The following is a 23312-nucleotide window of genomic DNA, read 5'->3' as shown; positions in this document are numbered from 1 at the left end:
TGTCTGTATTTTTGTTTAAAATCAATTGATTGGCATTTTCTGGCAGGTATGGTGTAAAATCAGGCTCTGATTATTTCATAGTAGCTAACAAGGTTTGATTAAGCCCGTAAAGTACTACTACTTTACGGGATTTTTTATTAACGACCTTGAGTAAATATTTTAAGACGTTATGCGGTTTTCGTGTTTACACGGAATAAGATTGAATATAACAGCGGGACAACGCCCAGTGTTAATACTGTCGCGCCAAGAAGACCAAAGATAATGGCAACAGCCATTGGTTCCCACATGACTCCTCCACCTAAGTACAGTGGAATCATTCCCACAACAGTTGTCGCCGTGGTGAGTAATATTGGTCTCATCCGTCTTTTTGCTGCTTCAACAATGGCATAATAAGGCGAGTAACCATTTTCATTTTTCTCATAATCAATACGATCTATTAATACGATTGCGTTATTAATAACAATACCAGCAAGTGAAATGATACCTAAAATGGTCATGAAACCAATATACGATCCCATCACATTTAAGCCGAATGAGACTCCAATCAAGCCTAATGGAATAGTCATTAAGATAATGGCAGATTTACGTACACAATTAAATTGAGCCATAAGTAATATAAGAATAATGATAAACCCGATTGGGAGTTTTTCGAAGATAGACTTATTTGCTTGACCTGATGATTCCGCAACGCCCCCGAGTTCCCAACGATAACCTGTAGGCCATGTTTTTGCCTGCTCAGTTAACCATGGCACGAGCTTGCGGTTTACTTGAGCAGCAGTCATATCAAAATCTATTCCTGCTGCCACGCTGATCGCTTTTTGTCGATCGCGGCGTGGAATGACTGCCGGTTCCCATTTTATATCAGGCGTGACTACTGCCCCCATCGGTACAAAGCTGCCATCGTGAATCATCATATTAACGCTGGTAGGGCGCTCAATATAATTTGAGGTTCTCGACTTAGCCTGCATGACGATAGGAATAATATCCTCACCTTCACGGTAATCAGAAACTTTTAAGCCGCTGCTGCTTGCTTGAAGATTCACCGCAATATCACTATTTGTGATGCCTAACCGCTGTGCTTCTGCCTCATTAATTTGTACCGCATAAGTCTTAGCTTTTAGACCCCAGTCGTCGCTGATGCCTTTAACACCTTTTATTGAGTTTAATTGTTGTTTTACTGTCCCGGCTATCCCCAAAAGTGTTTCACTGTCATCTCCCATGATACGAACTTCGATTGGGTTTTTGATAGCCGCACCATTTTCAATTTTACGCGTCATATAGCTGACATCGGGATAGTTTCTAAAAATGTGTTGATCAAGTGCCTTCATTAAGGGCTCGACATCGTCACCTGTTTTCGTATTTAAGATAAATACAGAATAGTTTGGGCTAGCCGGCTTGGTAGAATGTGACAGCACATAACGAGGGCCGCCATTACCGATGAACGCTGACCAATTGACTAAGCCCATTGAATTTTCACCATCATCAGTCAGGGAACTAAGGTAGCTCTCTATACTGCTTACCACCTCTTGAGTTCGTGCAATGGGGGATCCTGTCGGCAGCTCGAGCTCTAGCTTAAACGTAGGTGCTTCTGAAGGAGGAAAGAAAATAACCGGTACAAACCGAAAGCTATATAACGCGAGTATAAATACCAGCCCGATACTCGCCAGCGAGGTCCAGCGCCAGTTAAGCACTTTCTGCAGCAGAGAGGCATAAATATTTTCCACTTTATCCAATGTTGTTTTTTCCGTCTCAGTATTGGATTTATTTTTTTTCTTAAGCTTCACTTTTAGGAACAGCATACATAACATAGGGATCATTGTTACAGCGAAGAACCAAGATGCGAGTAGTGTGATTGTTACCACTGTGAATAATGGTGCAGTATATTCCCCTGTCGTAGACTCTGCTAAAAAAATAGGTAAGAAAGCTGCTGAAGTCGTTAATGACGAAGTGAGAAGTGAAATTTTAAGTTCATTTGCAGTATTAACGGAGGCATCAAAGGGTTTTTCACCTTGCTCCATCCGCGTCATAATGCCTTCAGACATCACGATAGAGTTATCGACAAGCATACCAAGCGCAATCATCAACGCCGCAAGTGAGACCTGATCAAGACCGATCCCTGCCCAGTACATAATAGCGACAGTTGCCGCGATCGTTACCGGAATAAGACTCGAGACAATCATGCCGGTTCGATAGCCGAGTGTTATGAGCATGACGGCAGAAACCACAATGACTGCCTGCAGCAGATTACTCATAAAACTGTCTACTGTATCAGCAACGAGTTTAGGTTGAAAAGAGATGACTTCGAAGTCTACCCCCCACGGATATACGCCTAAAAACTCATCGAGCTGCGCTTGAATATCTTCACCCAGTTTGATGATATTACCGCCGTCAACCATTGAGATAGCAATGGTGAGGCTTGGTGAGCCATTGGTATGTACTAAGCTGCGTGCTGGATTCTCGTAGCCTCGATATACATGAGCAATATTTTCAAGCGGCAGTACCTCGCTTGAATTTGGTAATGGGATGTAGGTTTTTTTGAGTGCATCTACAGATTCTAAGTTGCCGCTTGGTTCTATATTAACCACTTCGCTGGGCGTTTCCCACTGACCACCTGATAGGATTACATTTTTATTTTGTAGAAACTGAGCGATGTAAGTTGGCGTAATGTTAAGTGCTTTTAGTCGGCTGTTATCATATTCGATATAGATTTTTTCAGCCTGTTCTCCATAAATATCTACTTTACCAACTTGCGGAACTCTCAGAAATTTATCACGAACCTGGTCGGCAATCTCTTGTTTATCTTTGTATTCATAATCATCAGCCACAATTGAGATAACGATACCGAAGACATCACCATATTCATCATTGACAACGGAGCGTCCGGCACCTTCAGGCAGCTCGTTTTGAACCGCATCAACTTTACGGCGCAAGCTGTCCCAAATTGGGCGAAGATCTTTATATTGATCTTGAATATCAACACTAATAATTGAAACACCATTTTTAGACTGGCTGCTGATACCTTCCAATTCAGGCATTTCCTGAATCGCTGTTTCAATTTTGTCAGTTACCAGTTCTTCGACTCGTTGTGGTGATGCACCGTTAAACGTAGTAACGACTTGTGCTGTTCGAATAGGAAAACCAGGATCCTGCGCTTGAGGAATATTTAAAAACGCAAAGACGCCCGCGACAAGTGATGCGAAAATCAACAGTATCATCAGCTGCTGCTTTCGTAAGGCCAGAGTCGTGATATTCATTATTTATTATCCTCGACTAACAACTTAACTTTTAGCCCGTCATAAATATGGCTTAACCCTGCTGTTATTACATGTTGCCCTACTTCTAGTCCGCTATTAACTTGGAAAAAACCTTGAGAGAATTTTCCGACCTCAACAGGGGTTTTATGTACAATTCCATTTATGCCGTCTTCGCTTTCAAAGGTCATCACATAATGTGCGCCTTGATCTTCATTAATACTTACCATAGGTACCCACACACTGCTTTCTATATCATTGAAGCTTTTGTTGAGCAGCAGTTCAGCTGCCATACTTGGTCGGATATTCGCTTGTGACTGGTCGAGTTGTGCGGTGACAAAGTATAAACCGCTTGTCGTTGAACTTAGGCCTATTTCTGTAATGGTGGCATTTACTCTGGTCTCCTTAGTCGTCTTGATAATAGCTTCAACTTTTTGCCCGAGTGTGATTAAGTTTGCTACTGCGCCTGAAACAATTGAGGTGATTTCCATTGTATTGCCGCAGTTTAATGTGGCAATACGGTGGCCGGCACTGATATTCTCATTTACGGAAGCATTAGTAGAAGACAGATAACAGCCATCTGCAGGAGCAGCTAGTTTGGCATAGCTCACTTGCCGCAGGCTTAAATCAACGGCTTTTTCGGCTTGGGATACCTGGGCTAAACTAGCTTCATATTCGGCTTTTACCAGATCATAGTCCATTGCTGAAAGAGCCTGTCGAGCATGTAAATCGGAAAAGCGGTTAAAACGACTCTGATTGGCGGCTAAAATAGTATGGGATTCTGCAAGTTCTGCTTTGCTTCTTTCTAAGTTTAAGTTTAGGTCTGCTGTATCAAGCTGAGCGATAAGATCCCCATGTTTTAACTTTGCCCCTACTGTTACAGGAAAATGATGAATAGTGCCGCCGACACGAAAACTAAGTGCGGTTGTAGACGCTGAATCTATCGTTCCTGCGAAACGCAGCTCCAGTCCTTGCGGAGCTTCTGTTGCTAATGCTGTACGTACAGGGCGTAGTAATTCTTGATCCGGATTATCTTGTTTGTCTCCGCATCCCAACAGTACTAAAGCAGTTATAGCTAAGGCAGCAGAGGTTAACGTTTTTCTATTTTTTATCATAATGAGTATCCGCAGAAAATGTGCTGTTCCAATAATTGGTACAATCAGAATTATGAACTGCATAATACCTCTTTTTAACTACTTTATTAAACCTAAATTGGAGCTGCCCCCACTTTGTTTCTGAGGAGCATAATGTAATTATTAATTTAGCTGAACGAAATGTGCATGATTTTTTATCTTGGTTTTTTGCTGATGTCTGCACTATTTAGCTTATCTGTACTGTTACCAATATTAATCGATAGTACAGAGTGTTATTAGGGGGATTTATATTGATAATTTTATTGAGCTGCTGAAGGCATGAGTTTTATTCATTTATGGCTGGAATGGTGTAAATAACATCAATCACCCAAGTAAGTCGTGATAATTATTAGTTAATTCGATCACAAAAAAGCAACTTAAATTGTTTTCTTTACACCTAAATTCACTCGAAAATAACACTAATACATTGATTTTACTTTGTTTGTTGGTAAATAATTCGAGATCCAAAATAAGGTCATGTCTTGATTAAAAAAACAACTGCTAGTACCCTTTAAATCGCTCGAATCAGTCATTTTACTGAGCGTTAGAAGGCTTGTTTTATAAGTATTAGCTAAAAGATTGTTAGTTATGTCGCGCAGAGAAATTAGTTGTGTCGATAAAAAGCTTATTAGTATTAGCAAGTTGTAAAACTATTGGGACCAAGGATGTGGCCGGATGCGTATTATCAGGGATAGTTCTGTTTAGTTATCCAGATAAAACTGCCTTTAATCTTTTTTCCCTCTTCTGCTTTACTCTCCTGATGCTTGGTTTATAGCCGTGATCATTCAAGGTGCATAAATGTATTTTGACTGATAACGGGTATCAATGTTTTTATTTTAATTAAGGATGATACAAATGTTTACATTTAGTCCAGCCAAAAAAGCAGTATCCATTGCTTTATTGTCTTCAACAATTTCGCTATTTGCAAATGCCGCTGAAACAGTCACACCTTATATTGCAGGTGAAACAACTGTCGCGAATGGTGATATCGTTTCCTATAACGGTGACTGTTTTCAGGCGAAAAACAGCCCGGGCCTATGGGAAACGCCAAGCACGGCTTCCTGGTTCTGGGATGCCGCTTCTTGCGGTGATACTCCGGTTGACCCAGTTGACCCGACACCAGTGCCGGGTGATGTTCCTGAATTTATTGCCGGTACGACTAACGCCTCAAACGGTGATATTTATTCTTATAATAATGAATGTTTTCAGGCGAAAAATAATCCCGGTATCTGGGAAGCGCCTAAAGCCGGCTCCTGGTTCTGGGAGGCGGTAGACTGCCCCTCTGGTCCAGTTGGTCCTGTCTGTGAAGAAGGTTCGTCCTTAGTTGACGGTCAATGTGTTGTTGATGTGGTTGACCCTGTTTGTGAAGAAGGCTCATCGCTAGTTAATGGTGAGTGTGTTGTTGATGTGGTTGACCCTGCTTGTGAAGAAGGTTCGTCTTTAGTTGACGGCCAATGTGTTGTTGATGTGGTTGATCCTGTCTGTGAAGAAGGCTCATCATTAGTTGACGGTCTATGTGTTGTTGATGCGGTTATTCCTGGTACAGATGAAGCGTGTCGTCCGGCAGGTTTATACGCAACACCTGGTGTTGATGTGCCTTATTGTAGTGTTTACGATGCTGATGGTCGTGAAATCATGGGGGCAGACCACCCGCGCCGTATTATCGGTTACTTTACTTCATGGAGAAACGGAGCAAACGGTCAGCCTTCTTTCTTAGCCTCGGATATTCCATGGGACAGTATTACGCATATTAACTATGCATTTGCGCATATTAATAAAAGCGGTGAAGTTTCTATTGGTGATACAACAGATCCGAAAAACCCTGCAACAGGTATGACATGGGAAGGTGCAGAAAATGCAATGGATCCGTCGCTGCCGTATAAAGGTCACTTTAATTTATTAAACCAGTACGCGAAGAAGCATGACGTTAAGTTATTATTATCTGTTGGCGGCTGGGCTGAAACCGGTGCTCATTTTGATGATGCCGGTCGTTATATGGATGGCGGCTTCTACAGCTTAACAATCAAAGAAGCGACGGGGGAGGTTAACTACGCTGCCATTGATAAATTTGCAAAATCGGCGGCTGTGTTTGTTAATCAGTATGGCTTCGATGGTATTGATATCGATTATGAGTATCCGTCATCTATGTCTGATGCGGGCCACCCTGAAGACTGGGCTATTTCAAACAAACATCGTGGAAAATTATTTGACGGTTATATGGCGCTGATGGAAGCATTACGTCGTGAACTTGATCAACAGGGAGCCGCCGATCAGCAGCATTATATGCTGACCATTGCTTCTCCTTCATCTGGTTACCTGCTGCGTGGTTTCCGTGGTTTCCAGGCTCTGCAGTACTTAGATTACGTTAATATTATGTCTTACGATCTGCACGGCGCATGGAACCACTTTGCGGGTCACAATGCAGCACTGTATGACAACGGTGTAGATAACGAAATTGCTGATGCGGGTATCTACTCGGGTAACGATGCGAAGTACTACAACGGTCAGGGATATTTAAATATTGACTGGTCTTACAAATATTTCCGCACAGCTCTGCAGGGCGGTCGTATTAATATAGGCCTTCCATATTACACGCGTGGTTTCCAGCAGGTTCAAGGCGGTACAAACGGTCTTAACGGTTTAGCTGCGTTACCGAATCAGAGCGAGTGTTACCTAGGTACCGGCGGTAATTTAGGTCCTGATGCGTTAAGTCCTAAAGCGGGCGCTCCATGTGGTTACGGCGCACAAGGTATTGATAACTTGTGGTTTGATGCAGATAACAACGGTAACGAAATGTTTGCTGGTGCAAGTCCTATCTGGCACGTTAATAACCTGCGTGATAACTTACCTACACCTTACGTAAACATTTACGGTCACGATACAACGACTGCAGCTGCTCAATATACGGGTGATTACGTTGAGCATTACGACGAGCTGGCACAAGCTTCCTGGTTATGGAATGAAGAGAAAAAAGTATTCCTTTCTACTGAAAACATGAAGTCTTACAAAGCTAAAGTCCAATATGCAATTGACCAGGGAGCAGGCGGTATTATGTTCTGGGAAATGGCGGGTGACTATTCAACGCCGGAGCAAAATGGTAAAGGTTATTACTACTTCGGCAGCACATTAACTGATACTGCTTACAATATGATCAAAACTGCCGCACCTTACGGTGTGAAAGCGGGTGATGAGAACTTTATTGTTGCGCAGGAAACCGTGGATGTAGATGTTGATCTAGTTGGTTATTTACCAAAAGGTGAAGATAACTACCCGATTCAGGTGGCGCTTAAGTTAACTAATAACTCCGAGGTTGACCTGTCCGGGGCTAAAATTGCGTTTAATGTTTCGCCTGCTGTGCCGATGAATGCGCAGATCTCTGATACGCTTAAGCCATACGCTGTTCCATCTGGTAATGGTATTGTAAATCTGGTCGATATGTATTCAGGCGTTACCTGGTCTGTTGATAATCTAGCAGAAACGGGACTATCTATGGGTAATGTCGGCGGTTTATCCAATGATTTCCACCGTTTCGGTGCGCAGTTGAAAGCTGACGGCTGGGGATCTGTTAAATGGCTGCCGGGTGAAACAATTTCTATTGCAATTCGTCTATATATGCCGATGCCGGTACCGACTAACTTCACATTTGAAATTGCTGGTAAAACTTACGGACGGACTGCTGAAAAGTAGTTTTTTGTAAAAAAGCAATGTTAAGGGAGTGTTAACAGCACTCCCTTTTTTAATACCTGAAATTATTATTTAAAATTTATATCTGCATCACGCTTCTGCTTTGTTTAAAAAACTTTCTGACCTAGCCTTAGGGTATTATTTCCACTTCACTCCACCCCAGTCATGGCAAAGCATAGGTATCTCAGATGAATTCAAGACTCAATCAAAAATCAGATATTTTAGAGCAGGTATTTTCCCGGCTAAAACGACACTTTTCCGAACGAGAACAGAAGATCTTAAAGCAGTTTATCGGCAATGTTTATCGTGATGTTGCCACCATAGATTTAACACAAATGTCACAAACGGATTTATGCGGTCTGACTGTTTCATTGTGGCGTGAAGCACAGCAGTGGAAGTGTGACGAAGCTAAACTGCGGGTATTTAATCCCGATGTCGAACAGGATGAATGGCAGTCAGCACATACGGTGATCAGTGTATTGTGCCGTAATATTCCTTTTGTTATTGATACCTTAAAACTCATTATTAATGAGAAGAATATTAAGATTCACCGTGTTTTTCACAGTGAAATAGCCGTAGAGCGTAGTAAAACCGGAAAATTGAAATCACTTGAGGGTGAAAATTTAAATGAGCTGCTGCTTTATTTTGAAATTGATCAGACCAGTGCAGAGGCGGAACGGGATGAAATAAGCGCCAGCCTGCAGCTTGCTCTGCAGGATGTTGCTCTGGTTGTGGATGATTTTGAAGCGGTTAAAAATTATGTTAAAGAGGCTATAAAATGCAGTAAAGTCGCTAAATGTAATAAGAATATTATTGATCTGCAGGAGCAGCAGACTTTTCTAACCTGGATGCTCAAAGATCACTTCACTTTTATTGCCGGTGAAAAGCTGATTGTTAAGGATGATCAGGTTGTGTCTGTCGAAGGAAGTCAGTTAGGCTTATTGAAACGTGTTGATTTCAAAAGAGAAACAAGCCAGCTGCAGTCTGTAGAAGTGCTTAATGAAAATACACTGGTGTTTTTCACTAAAGCCTCAAAACGCGCTATGGTGCATCGTCCGGCTTATCCGGATATTATTTATCTTAAGCAGTTTAATGAAAATGGAGAATGCATCAGCGCTTACCGTTTTATTGGTTTGTATACCTCTACGGTTTACAGCGGTACGCCGGTTGATATTCCGGTTGTGCGTAATAAATTAAGCAATGTGCTGCAGCAGTCTGGTTATAGTCAAGGCGGGCATTATTATAAAGAGCTTGCGCAGATCCTTTATACTTATCCCGTAGAAGATCTGCTGTTATGCAATGAAAGTGAACTGCTGCAGAATGTAACGGAAGTACTGCATGCTCAGGAGCGTAAAGATTTAAAACTGTTTCTGCGTACAGAAGGACATAATCAGTTTGTTATCGCTATTTTGTATGTGCCTCGTGATGTTTACAATACTGAGGTCAGACTTAAGTTTGAAGAGCTTATCAGGCGCACCCTGGAAGTTACCGACAGTGATTTTCAGACCTATTTAAGCGAGTCAAACTTAGCGCGTTTACGCCTGGTTTTACGTCTTAAAAGTCCGCTTAATGAAGTGCTGGAAGTGCAGGCTATTCAGGATCGTATGAAGCAGTTAACGAAACTGTGGAGTGATGAACTGCATGAGTCTTTAATTGAGCATTTTGGTGAAGAATTAGGTACTAAATTAAACAAAAAATATACAAATGCTTTTGCCGGCAGTTATCAGGACACTTTCAGTTCTCGGGTTGCGGTGGCTGATATTGAACGTATCGAATCTTTATATAAGGATCAGAAACGTGCTATGACGCTGCGTTTTTACCGCTCAATTGAACCGAACAGCAGTGAACTGAAACTAAAACTTTTTCATCAGGACGGTGCTTTACTGCTCTCGGAGCTGATTCCTATTTTAGAAAACCTGGGTTTAAAAGTTGCCGAAGAATACCCCTACAAAGTTACTCCCTGCGGTGAAAAGAACTTCTGGTTATATGATTTTACCCTGATTTACTCGCAGGTGAATAATTTTGACCCGAATGCTTATGGTGTTGTCTTTGCGGATGCCTTTTTATCGATATGGTATGGAAAAACGGAGAATGATCCCTTTAACAAACTTATTCTCGGTGCCGGCCTGGCGTGGCGTGATATTGCTATGCTGCGTGCCTACGCAAAATATTTAAAGCAGTTATGTTTTGGTTTCAGTCACGGCAGCATTGCAAAAACACTATTAGATCACAGCAAACTGGTTAAAGAGCTGGTGAAGCTGTTTAAGCTGCGTTTTGATCCGAGCAAAGCCGCCGATTTAGAAAAACAGCAGAAATTGGAAGATAAGATTTTAACCGCGCTTAATGATGTCACTAACCTTAATGAAGACCGGGTGATACGTAAATATGTCGAACTGATTATGGCAACGCTGCGTACCAATTACTTTCAAAAAAGCGAGGGAGCAAATAAACCCTATATCAGTTTTAAATTTGATCATGACAAAATATGCGATATACCGCTGCCCCGCTTAAATTATGAAGTTTTTGTTTATTCTCCGCGTGTCGAAGGGGTGCATCTGCGCGGTGGCAAAGTGGCTCGCGGCGGATTACGCTGGTCAGATCGCCGTGAAGATTTCCGAACTGAAGTATTAGGTTTAGTAAAAGCGCAGCAGGTTAAAAACTCTGTCATTGTGCCGGTTGGAGCAAAGGGTGGTTTTGTTGCCAAAAGGCTCAATCCTGCGATGGATCGGGAAACGTTTATGGCAGAAGGTATCAGCTGTTATAAAGTGTTTATCAGTGCATTACTGGATATTACTGATAACTTGAATAAAGGCGAGATATTACCTCCTCGTGATGTGGTGCGTTACGATGGTGACGATCCTTACCTGGTTGTGGCTGCTGATAAAGGCACGGCGACTTTTTCGGATATTGCAAATGAACTGGCTGTAGAAAGAGATTTCTGGCTGGATGATGCTTTTGCTTCCGGCGGCAGTAATGGTTATGACCATAAGAAAATGGGTATTACCGCAAAAGGTGCCTGGATCAGTGTGCAGCGCCATTTCCGTGAGTTAGGTAAAGATGTACAGAAACAGTCGCTGAGTGTGATCGGTATTGGTGATATGGCTGGTGATGTATTTGGTAACGGCATGTTGTGTTCGCCGTTTATTGCATTACTGGGCGCATTTAACCATCTGCATATATTTATTGACCCGACCCCAGTGGATCTGGAAGCTAATTTCAGCGAACGTCAGCGCCTGTTTGATACTCCTAGAACCGGGTGGAACGATTATAACCGGGATTTAATCTCAGCGGGCGGCGGTGTCTTTGAGCGCAGTGCAAAATCAATTCTGGTAACGCCTGAAATGGCAAAACGTTTTGATATTTATCAGAAAAAAATAACACCGACGGAGCTTATTACTATTTTACTGAAAGCTCAGGTAGATCTGTTATGGAACGGCGGCATAGGTACTTATGTTAAAGGAAGTATGGAAAGTCATGCCGATGTCGGTGATAAGGCGAATGATATTTTACGTGTTAACGGCTTTGAATTACGCTGTGCTGCAATCGGCGAAGGCGGTAATTTAGGCATGACGCAAAGCGCGCGCATTGAGTATGCGGTAAACGGCGGTTTATGTTTTACTGATGCCATTGATAATGCTGCTGGTGTGAACTGTTCTGACTTGGAAGTTAATATCAAAATACTGCTGGATAGACTGGTTTCAAAAGGTGATTTAACGGTCAAGCAGCGTAATCTCTGGTTAGTTAATATGACCGATGAAGTGGCTAAAATAGTGCTTAAGAATAATTACCGTCAGGCACAGTGCATCAGCCTTTCCTATCTGGAAGGATACAAACGCCTGGAAGAGTATCGCCGGTTAATTGGTGATTTAGAAGAGAAAGGCAAACTTAACCGTGCCCTTGAGTTTATTCCTACGGATGACGTGCTTCTTGAACGTAAAAGCAGTCAGCAGGGCTTAACCCGTCCGAGCATTGCAGTGATGCTTTCCTATGCCAAAAATGAAATGAAAGAAGCATTAGCGAATGAAAATGTCGCAGATGATCCGTATCTGCTCCTGGAAGCGGAGAAAATCTTCCCGGCTTCACTGGTTAAGAAGTACCGCAAAGAGGTTCATCAGCACCCGCTGGTGACTGAAATTGTTGCCACTCAAATAAGCAACGATATCTTTAACTGTATGGGGCCGACCTTTGTGCACCGTCTGATGGTGAGCGCAGGCTGTTCATTTTTAGATGTTTGTAAAGCCTGGGTAGCCGCACGGGATATTTTCTCTTTTACAGCTGTGTTAGAGGAGATTGAAGGTTTAGATCATAAAGTATCATCACAGCTGCAGAGTGACCTGACAGCTAAGCTAAAACGTATGGTACGTCATGCTACCCGATGGTTAGTGCGCAGTAACCGCGGAGATATTGATACCGGGGCATTGGTTAAGCAGTATCAGCAGCCGCTTAAAAAGTTAGCTGCTCAGTTTGATGATATTCTAATGGGCGCTTCTGTTACCCATCGTCAACAGGAAATAGAGTTGTTAACAAAAGACGGTGTACCTTTAACCCTTGCACATTCTCTTGCTAGTGTGGATCAGGTTTATGCCATGTTAGGTGTACTGTCAGTTGCATCCAAGTTAGAAATTGAACCGCAGCTGGCTGTACAGGTCTATTTCCACAGTGGCGAAAATTTAAGACTGTTTGATATTGCTAAGCAGCTTAACCAGTTACCCGTTGATAATCACTGGCAGTCACTTGCCAGGGAGTCGATGCGTGATGATCTTGAATGGCAGCAGCTGCGTATTACTAAACGTATTTTAGAGATGACTACCGAAGGCTGCGATATTTCGCAGGCCTTTGTTGAATGGCATACATCACACCATATTCTCTCTGAGCGCTGGAAGAAAATGACTGATGCGCTGCTGGCGGTCACTAAACCCGAATTTAGTATGTGTCAGGTGGCGCTGCGCGAGCTGCTGGATCTTTCTCAGGCTTAAGTATTTACAGAAAACACGCCTCAGCCGCGTGTTTTTTATGCTTGTATAGAATAATACCAATCCGCTTAATATTATATTCTGTTTTAGGAAGTGAGGCTTCTGCCTCGCCTCTTGTGTTGCGCGGTTAAAACTGTACTTCCAAATAAAAATAGACCAGTTAGTTTGGCTAATTGGTTTAACTTTCAGCCGCAGGCCCTTATGCTTGTTTCGCCAGCTTCTTCAATATAAATGCGACACCCACAAAAGCGAAACTTGCTGTTACCATGGTTGATGCACCGAAACCACTGGCGCAGTCCATCTTCATTGACCCGTCTGACTGAGCTTTTTCTTTGCAGACTTCACCGTTCATATCCGGGTAGCTTAACTGCTCCGTGGAAAAAACACAGTTAACTCTAAATTTACGTTTAGGGTTGGTGGTAAAGTTGAAATGGCGGCGTAGTTCCGATCTTACTTTAGCAGCCAGAGGATCCTGTATGGTACGTGCTAAATCAGTCACCTGAATTTGTGTCGGATCTAATTGACCGCCGGCGCCGCCGCAGGTCAGCAGTGGAAATTTATTACGTTTACAATGAGCAACTAATGCGACTTTGGCATGGATGCTGTCAATGCCGTCAAAGATATAGTCAAATTCGCTGGACAGGTAATCAAAACAGTTCTGTTTATCAATAAAATCATCAATACAGGTCACTTCAATCTCTGGGTTAATTTGTTTACAGCGTGCCGCCATCGCCTCAATTTTTGTCTGACCAATGGTATCGCTTAATGCATGTACCTGACGATTGGTATTAGTAACACAAATATCATCCATATCAATCAGGGTGATTTTACCAATACCTGAGCGTGCTAATGATTCAGCAACCCATGATCCGACACCGCCAATGCCGACCACACAGACATGACTTTTTTGAAATTTATTGAGTGCTTTGCTGCCGTACAGGCGTTTAATACCACCAAAGCGGTTTTCATAATTTGACATTGTTACTCCCGAATTTAGCCGGGCATTATACCCTGAAGGTGGTTGTTGTGAATGCCTTTAATCAGTTAAATATTTATACTGTCAATTATGGTGCTTAAAATTCAATCGAAAATAAATTCATTTAATTGAAATTTTATGTGATGTAGCTCGTTCTTATGTATATGTGCTTAAGTGTTTTTTTAGTCGAAAAGGAGAGATGATTATGAGTAAGTTAATGAGTTTGTATGCTGTTGTGATCATGACTACAGCGCTTTTCACTGTACCGGCCTCAGCTGCGTCTACAACCCAGATGCTCGATGAGGATGTTGTTTATACCGATTGTATGAAATTGAGCGGATCTGCACAGTTAGTCTGTCTGCGTAGAATGGATGGAAGCGACCGCTAGGATCCTGTCTCAGGCAGTTTAAGCTTTGCATTTTTAAAGCCGCATAGCTGGCGCAGAACTTTTAACTGCCGATGCAATTTTACAGGAGAGATTGCTATGAAAAAAATAACTGCTTTATTTGCAGCTGTGTTAATGAGTGTTTCACTTTTTGTGGCTCCCGTAAGCGCGCTGCAAAGTAATCAATTTAGCAGCGAACAAATGTTATATGGTTCGTGCAGACATGTTGATCAGGCAAATGGCCCTGAATTAATAAAATGTCTGCAAAGCGGACGCGGCGGCAGCAGCATGTAATACGACCATAAGGACTATTTGCCTTATCGAACGGCAATGATGCTTTGTTAAGCCAATTCTTATATGGATTGGCTTTTTATATTCTATTACTTGCAATTATTTCAACAGGCAAATGTTGTGACTAATAAAGACTAATCATCCATGCTCAGCAATGCCATTGCACAGCTGGCGCTGGTGGCAAGTATATCAATACTGCCGGTGCGCAGGGCGCCAAGCATAGCTAATACTTTTCTATCTTCTGTCGCAATTGCGATAACATTTGGAATGCGCTGCAGATCGTCTGTGCCTAAACCAATAACACGACTTCTTAAGGTTGTATTGGCATTTTCACCGTTGAGTTTAAAGAAATCAAAACCGCCTATATCGCCGACAACCCCTTGATTGATACGGGCTTCCACAAATTCCTGCGGAGTAAACCAGCCGAGTTGTACCATGTGACTGTTTTCATTCATATCACCTACACCAACCAGAGCAAACTCTGCAATTCTTGCCTGATTTAAGGTTTCTGCAACGGTAGCATGTTCAAAAAAAGTTTGTCGTACTTCCGGATTATCAACATATGCAGGGGCATATAATGTTTCACTTGTACCACCGAATTTTTTTGCCAGGCGTCGGCAGATATGGTCCGCATTTGTGCTGTCTCCGCTGCGGTGTGTACCGCCAAGTGCGCAGACAAAGCGGGCGTTGCGTTGGGTAACTATACCGGCATGATCGGCAACGGCTGCGACATTTCTGCCTTTACCCACGGCCACGGTACTGTTTTCGGTAAGGTTATTAGCGAGAAATCCTGATACCAGTATTGCGACTTGTTTACGCTGCTCATTAACATCTGTCTGGTCCAGTGCGATCAGAGCACGTTTTAACTTAAACTTATCAACTAAGCGGCGTTCAAGCTGTGCGCTGTATACTGGATGGTACCTGACATTAATTTCAACAATGCCTTCTTCTCTTGCTCTGCGTAGAAGACGGCCGATTTTAACACGAGAAATAGAAAACTTTTTTGAGATCTCTTCCTGAGTTGCTCCTTCCTGATAATATAAAACCGCAATTTCAGTAAGCAGATCCTGATCGTTAGTGGTGAGTTCGTTAAAGCTAGTATTAATTTGAGACATGTAATGTTACTCATCGAATAATTAGAAAAGATTAAAGGCGAACTACTTTTTGCTCATACTATTAAACATTAATTATACTGAACTTTCCATCACCTCATGATGTTTTGAAGATGCTGGCAGTAAAACTTAATATGCTGGCCGGGGGGGATATAACAGCCTCTTTGATTAAAAAGGCTGTTATCTGTGGTTTTTATTGATAGTTTTTTATTACTGTTACTGACAATCTTTAGCAAAAATTTCATTTGCCCACTGAGGGTTGTCAACATACGGGTTACGGTTGCCCTGGATTTTTTGGATCTTATCATTACGATCTGATTCGAATGTATCAACCGGATCCTGTATGTTCCAGTCGAGCAGGGTACAGACATTACCCATTGCGGTGCTGTTATCAGTCACACTGCTGACCAGTTCTAGATCCGGGGTTTTCAGATCATGTCCTTCATAACGTGTTGCCATATAGAACATCATGCGTGCCACATCACCTTTTACAGCATCACGCGGTTCAAATGTGGTGCTGGTCTTTTTATTACCGGCATCTGGCGATTCGCTGGTTGCTGAGCCGCCGTTATCAAACTCCAGGTTGCCGCGCTCATTATTGATTGATGCATCGGTCGGGCGAAGATGGTGAATATCTGTGTAGCCTGATGCACTTTTATCATTAAATCCGCCGTTGGATTTCGGATAAGTATGCTCACGGTTCCATGCATCCGGATCATTATTGCCGCTGGATGAAAAGGTTATTAACTGTGAACGTCCTGTGTACATTAAAATAACATTATTCTCGTTATCCGGATCCTGATCGGTCACGGCCAGAGCATCCCAGACATCGAATTCAGATGAAGAGTAGGGCAGTTTGGTTACACCCGTTGAGATAATCTGATTCAGTTTGGCTTTAAGTTCAGCACCCTGCAGATTTTCAGTTCCCGCATAATAGTCATTAGGATCTGTTGGGTCCGTCGGGTCAACCGGCTCTACTTTTTTACATAGTACTGAAAACGGCGCAACGACATGCGGATCATGAGCTTGAATATTAGCAGCCTGCGCACCAAAAGAGGTCACTGCCAGCAGTGCGATAATTGTTTTTTTCATTTCTTTTCTTCCATAAAAAAGGAGGCTGTTCAGCCCCCTTATAATTAAATCAGGTAATGATTATTTCGCTGTTCTGCGGCGAAGGAAACCAAGTCCAAGTAGAGCAATCAGGCTGAATAATCCCGTTGAACCACCCTCTTTGTCCGTTGTAGTTGTTGTTACAGTAGTTGCTGTATCTGTATCTGTATCTGTATCTGTTGTTGCTGTTGTTGTTGCAGTTTCAACTGGAACTGCCTTGGCAGCAGCAGAAAAAGATACGGCTTCTGAGGCAAATTTCTGAGTACCTTCAGCATCCTGAATAACTTTTGTCATTGTGTAATCACCGGCGTCTAAAGCTGGAACTTCAAACTCAACATAACCCGCTGTAAAGTCTTCAGCATCTAGTACTTCTTTCACAGTTTTGGACATTTTTACTGCTATCTGCTCAGTACCGTCAGTGATGATTAATGTTGCGACATCACCAACAACAAGTGCTTCATTACCAGCCGCTTGCGCCGCCTTATTGGCTTCAATCAGGTTGAATGCTACCTTGAATTCATCATCCTGTACGACTGCAGTCGGTATTTCTTTTACTTCAGCCGGCAGTTCAATTTCTTCAGGTAATTCAGGTGTTACAACCGGATCAACCGGGTCAACTGGGTCAACTGGGTCAACTGGGTCAACTGAGTCATCAAAGTTCAGGATAACAATTGCCGGATCGTGGTCCGATGAGCTGTAGGCATCATCATATTTAGGCAGGTCACCTGTGTATTTTGACGGATACTCAAATAAAGTTGTTTCCGATGAATTGATATTCCAGTCCATGCTGTCAACAATCTTATCCTTAAGTGATGCAGAAGCTAAGATGTAATCCAGCGTACCCACTTCATCATTGTAAGAGTAACTATGAGATTCAGGGTGCATATCTCGGATTACATTGGCATAACCGTAAGATTCAGTAATGACTGCACCGTCATCTCCATGAAGCTCCACACCACCAACAGACGTATTACGAGCAGCTTTCAATACGTAATCTTCCGGTGCGTTATCACGGTTAGTTAACACCATAATAGGATCTTCATTAGCGTAAGCGTTTAAATCCCCCACAATCAGTTTATGACCTTCAATCTCAGCCATTACTTTGCCTAACTGGTAAGCTGCTGAAACACGGAAGTTTTCACACTGTCCCTGTTTATCCGGATCACCGCCGGCCTGCAGAGCGTAATCTTCCCAACAAGCTGAACCTTTTGATTTAAAGTGGTTAACTGAAATAGTTAGCTTTTCATCTGAACCGGCAATAGAGAAGGTCGGCGTAATTGCATTACGCATGTAGTTATCACCGCTTTCTGTTTTATCTTTGCCGCCGATTTCGATGGTGATTTCAGGTGCATGCTGCTCCGGCATCTCAATAATACGTACTGTATCAAGGCCTACTTTTGATGCTTTAAAAATCACTTGGGTAGTAATCGCATCTGTACCGATAAAGCCTTCTGTCAGTTCTTCAGCTTGTGGCTCAGTAATTGAATACTGGTTTGCAGCATCAAGTTCTGCGTTAAGACGTTTAACCAGATCTACAACAGCTGAGTTGTCACCAAAACCGTTATTTTCAATTTCCATTAAGCCCAGGATATCAGCATCAATTGCCAGCATCGCACTTACAATTTTAGTTGCCTGTTTTTCAAAGTCTTCTGCAGTTGTTGCGCCGCGGTTTTGACCTGTTGGATTTGCATCACCGCCGAATGGAGAGTTGAAGTAGTTCAGTACGTTAAAGGTCGCAACACGTAGGTCACCTTCTTTAAGAACAGGAGCCGCTGTACGGTCAGTACCTTCACGGACAAAGGTTTCTTTAGTTGCTTCGTTAGTTACATAGAAACGGTAGTCATTATAAGAATAGGTTAGTACCCCTTCTAGGCCGTCAATGATGTCACCGATGCGCAGGTAATCATCGGTACTGCCATTCTGCTCAGCACTTTCTTTACCAAAATCAGGATACCACGGCACGACACCATTAGCAGCTTTAGCAAATGATTCAACAACAACACGTTTGTCCTGGTTGCAGTCTGTTTGTATTTCAGCGGCACTGTCTAGTTCACCTTCATGAGCCGCCGGTGCATTTAACTGGTTAGGGTGCATGTTAATACGTTCATTAGCAACCACCATGTTATTACGGCTTCCTGCATAATCGTAACTAAATGAACGAGTAATACGCATATCAGCAGCTTTATCAAACGCAACTAACATGCCTTCATGGCGCTCTAACGTGAAATCAAAATCTTCGTCTGTTTCAAGGGTACGCAGAGGGGTTGCCGCTATGCTGTTGCCTGTGCTGATCCCTTCTACCAGTGTTGAATCTAATTTAGTCCAGCCGTAGTCTTCTTTGATTTTACCCGTTACTGCAACTTTATCACCAACGCTCAGGCCGGTAGTTGAACCGATAACAAAGATACCGTCGGATGTTAGAGGGTTATCGTCACCTGCTTCATCTTGAATAAAGAAACCGCCGGCATAATCAAGCGTAGTAACAATACCTTCAACGATGAAGGTCTCATCTGATACATATTTGCCGTTAGCTACGTCTGTTTTAGGCGACTCCCATGAGTCACCCTGCAGCGCCATAATCGTTGCTGGTTCTCCAACAACCGGTTCAGGCAGTTCCTGACCTGCATCTAATTTACCTAGGTTATCAATATTGTCTTTTGCAAATTCTTCCCACATTGCTTTATTGTAAACTGCAGACGGTGTATAAACGCGACGGACAAAAGTTTTGTCTTTAGCGAAATCAACATCACCCATTTCACCAAACAGATCATGCACAGCACCGTCTTTCAGCAGAGCCATCGGATCATCACCGTTATGCCCGACAACATCATTACTCGTATCTGCAACAGCCTTAATATCATCACTTACTCTTGAGTCGGAAGTCATGATCACATAGACACTATTAGCTTCAATAGTAATGCCGTCAAGTGCCATTTTAGTGCCCCACTCGCCGTTACCATTGGTTGATTTAGCCAGCTCGTAACCTGTTAATGTGACAGCTTCGGATCCTGTGTTAGCAATTTCAATGGCTTTATTGTAACCGCCGCCTTCAACGTATTCAGAGATGAGAATGTCAGCCTGAGCACCGAATGATAGTGCTGCACCAATTGATAGAGCTAGAAAGTTCTTTTTCATTTTATGTCCTTATATATAAAACCAGCCCATTAGTAACAGGGCTTCACTGCAGTTACTGATTAGTAATAGTGCATGATTAATAAAAAATTTTTAGGTGATTGATGAACCTGTTTCTATCTATTCAATACATTTTTATTAACGTAGTTAGTTTTATCATATGTGTTACGGATAAACATATGCTCACACAGTTTTTATTTGCCGAAACTTAGTAGTGATTGTATTTTTCACACTATTTATTGAACAGCTGTATTGAAAAAACATTCTAAAATAGAATTTTATAAGGCATCTATTTATCAATGTTTCATCGATCTTTCTTCAAAAATAGACTGCTGTATATTTTCGAGGGATGGAACATTACACTTTGTTACAATAAATTATTGTGATCCAGGTAGGGCTTTTAAATTCTCTTTCAAGGAATGTGAACTAGACCCGAAATTTAATTTAAACCGTTCTTTATCAGTCACTTGTGTTTTTGTTGTTAATTTGATTTGTTTTTATTGATGACTTTCTGGGGTAGTGCTGGCACTGTCAAAATGACAATCTAGTTATTGTTTGCTGCAATGATATTACATGTTTTACGAACGCTTTGTTCACAAATTTTTATCAGTAACACATACGAATAAAAACATTTTTATATTTTATATAGGCTTAGCGACTGCTGTAAAAAAAAATAGATGCGCAGCTCACGTTTATTCATAAAACTGACATATCTTGCGATTATTCTTTGTTAGGATGTCTGTAAATGGCGTTCTTTTGTTCTTGAGTGGAACATATGAAAATAACTAGTGAAGATAATCTAAGGATTGATTGAAATGAAAAACAAGCTAATGAAAGGTTTAGTCGCAACTGCTGTTCTAGCTGCTTTAGCAGGCTGTAATGATGATGAGACAGTAACTACCTCGGCAGTAACAACGGTAGATACGGTAACGACAACTGCAACAACAACGGAAACTACAACTACAACGACAGAAGTATCGACATGTGCCTTAGCCGGTGATGCATGTACTACATTCACAGTGTTGCACACTAATGATAACCATGGTCGTTTCTGGCAGAGTGATGACGGCGAATATGGTATGGCCGCTCGTAAGACACTGATTGATCAGATTCGTGCCGAAGTTGAATCTGAAGGTGGTGAAGTACTGCTGCTTTCTGGTGGTGATATCAACACAGGTGTGCCTGAATCTGATATGCAGGATGCCGTGCCGGACTTTATCGGTATGAACTTAATTGGTTATGATGCTATGGCTGTTGGTAACCATGAGTTTGATAATTCCTTAGATGTAGTGGAAATGCAGCGTAAATTGGCTGATTTCCCGATGCTGGCAGCTAATATCTACGATAAAGCAACTGGCGAACGCTACTTTGACCCTTATAAAATATTTGACGTAAACGGTCTGCGTGTAGCTGTTATTGGTTTAACAACTGAAGATACAGTTAAAATTGGTAATGCTGAATATATCAGCGGCCTTGATTTCACGGATCCAAAAGTAGAGATCAAAAAAGTTATTGCAGAAATTAAAGCTGCTAAAACAGCGGATCTGATCTTTGCAACAACTCATATGGGCCATTATGCCGATGAGACTAGCGGAAGTAACGCGCCTGGTGATGTTGCACTGGCACGTGCTGTAACGAAAGGTGATCTGCAGGCTGTTATCGGCGGCCACTCTCAAGACCCTGTTTGTATGGAACCTGGTACTAACAACTACGCGGACTTTAATCGTGGCGATGACTGTACACCAGATCAGCAGAACGGCACTTACATAATGCAGGCCCATGAATGGGGTAAATATGTCGGCCGTGCTGATTTCGAGTACTTTAATGGTGAACTGCATCTTGCAAGCTATGACTTAGTACCGGTTAATCTGATGGTACTTAATAAGTATGGTTCTCCTGATAAAGATGCGGACGGTAATACAACACTTATTCCAGGTACTACTGCAATTGAAGAAAACACTGGTGTGCTGGAAGCATTACGCTCATACAAAGAAAAAGGACAGGAACTGTTAGATGTTGTTATCGGTTCTACTGATGGTGAGCTGATTGGTGTTAAAGCTACCGTTCGTTCTGAGCAGACTAATTTAGGTCATCTGCTTGCTAGAGCACAAAGCAAATATGAACTAGTTAATGCTGATTTTGGTATTATGAATTCGGGTGGTGTACGTGCTTCTATCACTGAAGGGAATATTACTTATCGTGACGTGTTAACCGTACAGCCATTCGGCAATATGGTTGCTTATGCCACTATGACTGGTACAGATCTTATTGCGTACCTTAACCAGGTTGCAACTAAAACTGGTGGTGCTGGCTCGTATGCTCAATTAGATGGTATTAAGCTATCTGTAGATTGTGACGCTCAAGAAGTTACCATTAATGAAATTGGTGGTGAAGCTTTTGATGCAGCAAAAGAGTATAAGTTCTCTTTATCAACATACCTTGCCGCTGGCGGTGACGGTTACCCGGCTATTGAATCAACTTCTATAGAAATTGCAGATGCTTTGGTACTGCGTGATTTCATCGAAAAACAAGAGTCAATTTTAGTTGCTGATTTTAACCCAGTAGATGGCGATATTGATTATATATCTGGCGGTCTGTCTCTTAAAGCTTGTCCAGCAGCTGCTGAATAAGCACTATTGATACTTAAATAAGCTTTAGACTTAAAAGGTAACCTTCGGGTTACCTTTTTTTATGGCTGAAGAAAAATATATTTGTTTATTAAGGTGTTTTTAAAAACATCCTCATACAGTGAATTTTTTTGTGATCTAAATCTGTCTTATACAGTGTATTAGGAAAATCGAGTTGTGTAGAAATCACGCTTATTAGGTAAGCCCGGGGAATAAAAAGAGTTAATTCTCAGATGCAGATTTTCTTATTAACAAACCCGTAAAGGAGAGATGAATATAAGTAAATAAATAAGTTTATTTGCCAGTGCTCTATTGGCTGCGTCACTTTTTAGTGCTTCGGCTTATGCTGTTGAAAGTACACAATTCAGTAATGCAGAAACATTAAGTAACGAGTCGTTATTGCAATGTTTCAGGCAGGGCAAAGCAGGCTGTCGTTAGCCTTGTTTTTATATAAAAATATTTACATAGGTCTTTTATAGCGGTGATCCGACAAACGTAGTTTTATTTGGCAATTATGGATACAAAAAAGCCAAGCTAAGTAGCTTGACTTAAAATTGAGTTAGCTGGTTTTAAGAAGCTTCTACAATCGTTTTTATGTCGGTACGGATTGTAAACATAGACGTAGTTTTTTAACGTTA

Annotated in this window: 11 protein-coding genes; 5 read left to right on the top strand and 6 right to left on the bottom strand. The window is 42.0% G+C overall.

Annotation, left to right across the window (positions count from 1 at the left end; translation table 11 throughout):
* Positions 1–167 precede the first annotated feature (167 nt).
* Positions 168–3254 (bottom strand): efflux RND transporter permease subunit, encoded by a 3087-nt coding sequence (locus G327_RS0102235; protein ID WP_019613135.1) that lies wholly within the window; start codon positions 3252–3254, stop codon positions 168–170.
* Complete coding sequence (locus tag G327_RS0102230) at positions 3254–4429, bottom strand: efflux RND transporter periplasmic adaptor subunit (RefSeq protein ID WP_019613134.1); 1176 nt, start codon at positions 4427–4429, stop codon at positions 3254–3256. Before G327_RS0102230 ends, G327_RS0102235 begins: the two co-directional genes overlap by 1 nt.
* A gap of 810 nt (positions 4430–5239) precedes the next feature.
* On the opposite strand from G327_RS0102230, the gene G327_RS23865 reads away from it, so the two are divergent.
* Positions 5240–8071: a glycosyl hydrolase family 18 protein gene (locus G327_RS23865; protein ID WP_019613133.1), complete on the top strand. Its 2832-nt coding sequence runs from the start codon at positions 5240–5242 to the stop codon at positions 8069–8071.
* A 185-nt stretch (positions 8072–8256) separates the two neighbouring features.
* Positions 8257–13044: an NAD-glutamate dehydrogenase gene (locus G327_RS0102220; RefSeq protein ID WP_019613132.1), complete on the top strand. Its 4788-nt coding sequence runs from the start codon at positions 8257–8259 to the stop codon at positions 13042–13044.
* A gap of 196 nt (positions 13045–13240) precedes the next feature.
* Here G327_RS0102220 and tcdA read toward each other — a convergent pair whose 3' ends face one another.
* A complete protein-coding gene (gene tcdA / locus G327_RS0102215) occupies positions 13241–14020 on the bottom strand; it encodes a tRNA cyclic N6-threonylcarbamoyladenosine(37) synthase TcdA (RefSeq protein ID WP_019613131.1) in 780 nt (259 codons plus the stop codon).
* A gap of 202 nt (positions 14021–14222) precedes the next feature.
* On the opposite strand from tcdA, the gene G327_RS0102210 reads away from it, so the two are divergent.
* Positions 14223–14405 carry a hypothetical protein gene (locus G327_RS0102210; protein ID WP_019613130.1) on the top strand — a complete coding sequence of 61 codons (183 nt, stop codon included), beginning with the start codon at positions 14223–14225 and terminating at the stop codon, positions 14403–14405.
* Positions 14406–14501: 96 nt separating this feature from the next.
* Entirely contained in the window at positions 14502–14696 is a 195-nt protein-coding gene (locus G327_RS0102205; protein ID WP_019613129.1) for a hypothetical protein, read from the top strand.
* Positions 14697–14827: 131 nt separating this feature from the next.
* On the opposite strand, the gene G327_RS0102200 is transcribed toward G327_RS0102205, so the two are convergent.
* The 3 genes from G327_RS0102200 to G327_RS0102190 all read right to left on the bottom strand — a co-directional run bounded on the left by G327_RS0102200 (position 14828) and on the right by G327_RS0102190 (position 20050).
* On the bottom strand, positions 14828–15808 hold the full coding sequence (locus tag G327_RS0102200; protein WP_019613128.1) for a sugar-binding transcriptional regulator: 981 nt from the start codon (positions 15806–15808) through the stop codon (positions 14828–14830).
* A 213-nt stretch (positions 15809–16021) separates the two neighbouring features.
* Positions 16022–16897 carry an endonuclease I family protein gene (locus G327_RS0102195; protein ID WP_019613127.1) on the bottom strand — a complete coding sequence of 292 codons (876 nt, stop codon included), beginning with the start codon at positions 16895–16897 and terminating at the stop codon, positions 16022–16024.
* 60 nt (positions 16898–16957) lie between these two features.
* A complete protein-coding gene (locus G327_RS0102190; protein ID WP_019613126.1) occupies positions 16958–20050 on the bottom strand; it encodes an ExeM/NucH family extracellular endonuclease in 3093 nt (1030 codons plus the stop codon).
* An 812-nt stretch (positions 20051–20862) separates the two neighbouring features.
* Here G327_RS0102190 and ushA point away from each other — a divergent pair.
* Positions 20863–22677: a bifunctional UDP-sugar hydrolase/5'-nucleotidase UshA gene (gene ushA / locus G327_RS0102185; protein ID WP_019613125.1), complete on the top strand. Its 1815-nt coding sequence runs from the start codon at positions 20863–20865 to the stop codon at positions 22675–22677.
* Positions 22678–23312: the final 635 nt, after the last annotated feature.

The sequence above is a fragment of the Psychromonas ossibalaenae ATCC BAA-1528 genome (assembly GCF_000381745.1).
Taxonomy (GTDB): Bacteria; Pseudomonadota; Gammaproteobacteria; order Enterobacterales; family Psychromonadaceae; genus Psychromonas; species Psychromonas ossibalaenae.
This window is presented reverse-complemented; position numbering and strand designations above follow the sequence as displayed.

Bases quoted from the DNA above. Each gene is read 5' to 3' on its own strand.
- G327_RS0102235 (WP_019613135.1), bottom strand. From the start codon at position 3,254: ATGAATATCACGACTCTGGCCTTACGAAAGCAGCAGCTGATGATACTG.
- G327_RS0102230 (WP_019613134.1), bottom strand. From the start codon at position 4,429: ATGCAGTTCATAATTCTGATTGTACCAATTATTGGAACAGCACATTTT.
- G327_RS23865 (WP_019613133.1), top strand. From the start codon at position 5,240: ATGTTTACATTTAGTCCAGCCAAAAAAGCAGTATCCATTGCTTTATTG.
- G327_RS0102220 (WP_019613132.1), top strand. From the start codon at position 8,257: ATGAATTCAAGACTCAATCAAAAATCAGATATTTTAGAGCAGGTATTT.
- tcdA (WP_019613131.1), bottom strand. From the start codon at position 14,020: ATGTCAAATTATGAAAACCGCTTTGGTGGTATTAAACGCCTGTACGGC.
- G327_RS0102210 (WP_019613130.1), top strand. From the start codon at position 14,223: ATGAGTAAGTTAATGAGTTTGTATGCTGTTGTGATCATGACTACAGCG.
- G327_RS0102205 (WP_019613129.1), top strand. From the start codon at position 14,502: ATGAAAAAAATAACTGCTTTATTTGCAGCTGTGTTAATGAGTGTTTCA.
- G327_RS0102200 (WP_019613128.1), bottom strand. From the start codon at position 15,808: ATGTCTCAAATTAATACTAGCTTTAACGAACTCACCACTAACGATCAG.
- G327_RS0102195 (WP_019613127.1), bottom strand. From the start codon at position 16,897: ATGAAAAAAACAATTATCGCACTGCTGGCAGTGACCTCTTTTGGTGCG.
- G327_RS0102190 (WP_019613126.1), bottom strand. From the start codon at position 20,050: ATGAAAAAGAACTTTCTAGCTCTATCAATTGGTGCAGCACTATCATTC.
- ushA (WP_019613125.1), top strand. From the start codon at position 20,863: ATGAAAAACAAGCTAATGAAAGGTTTAGTCGCAACTGCTGTTCTAGCT.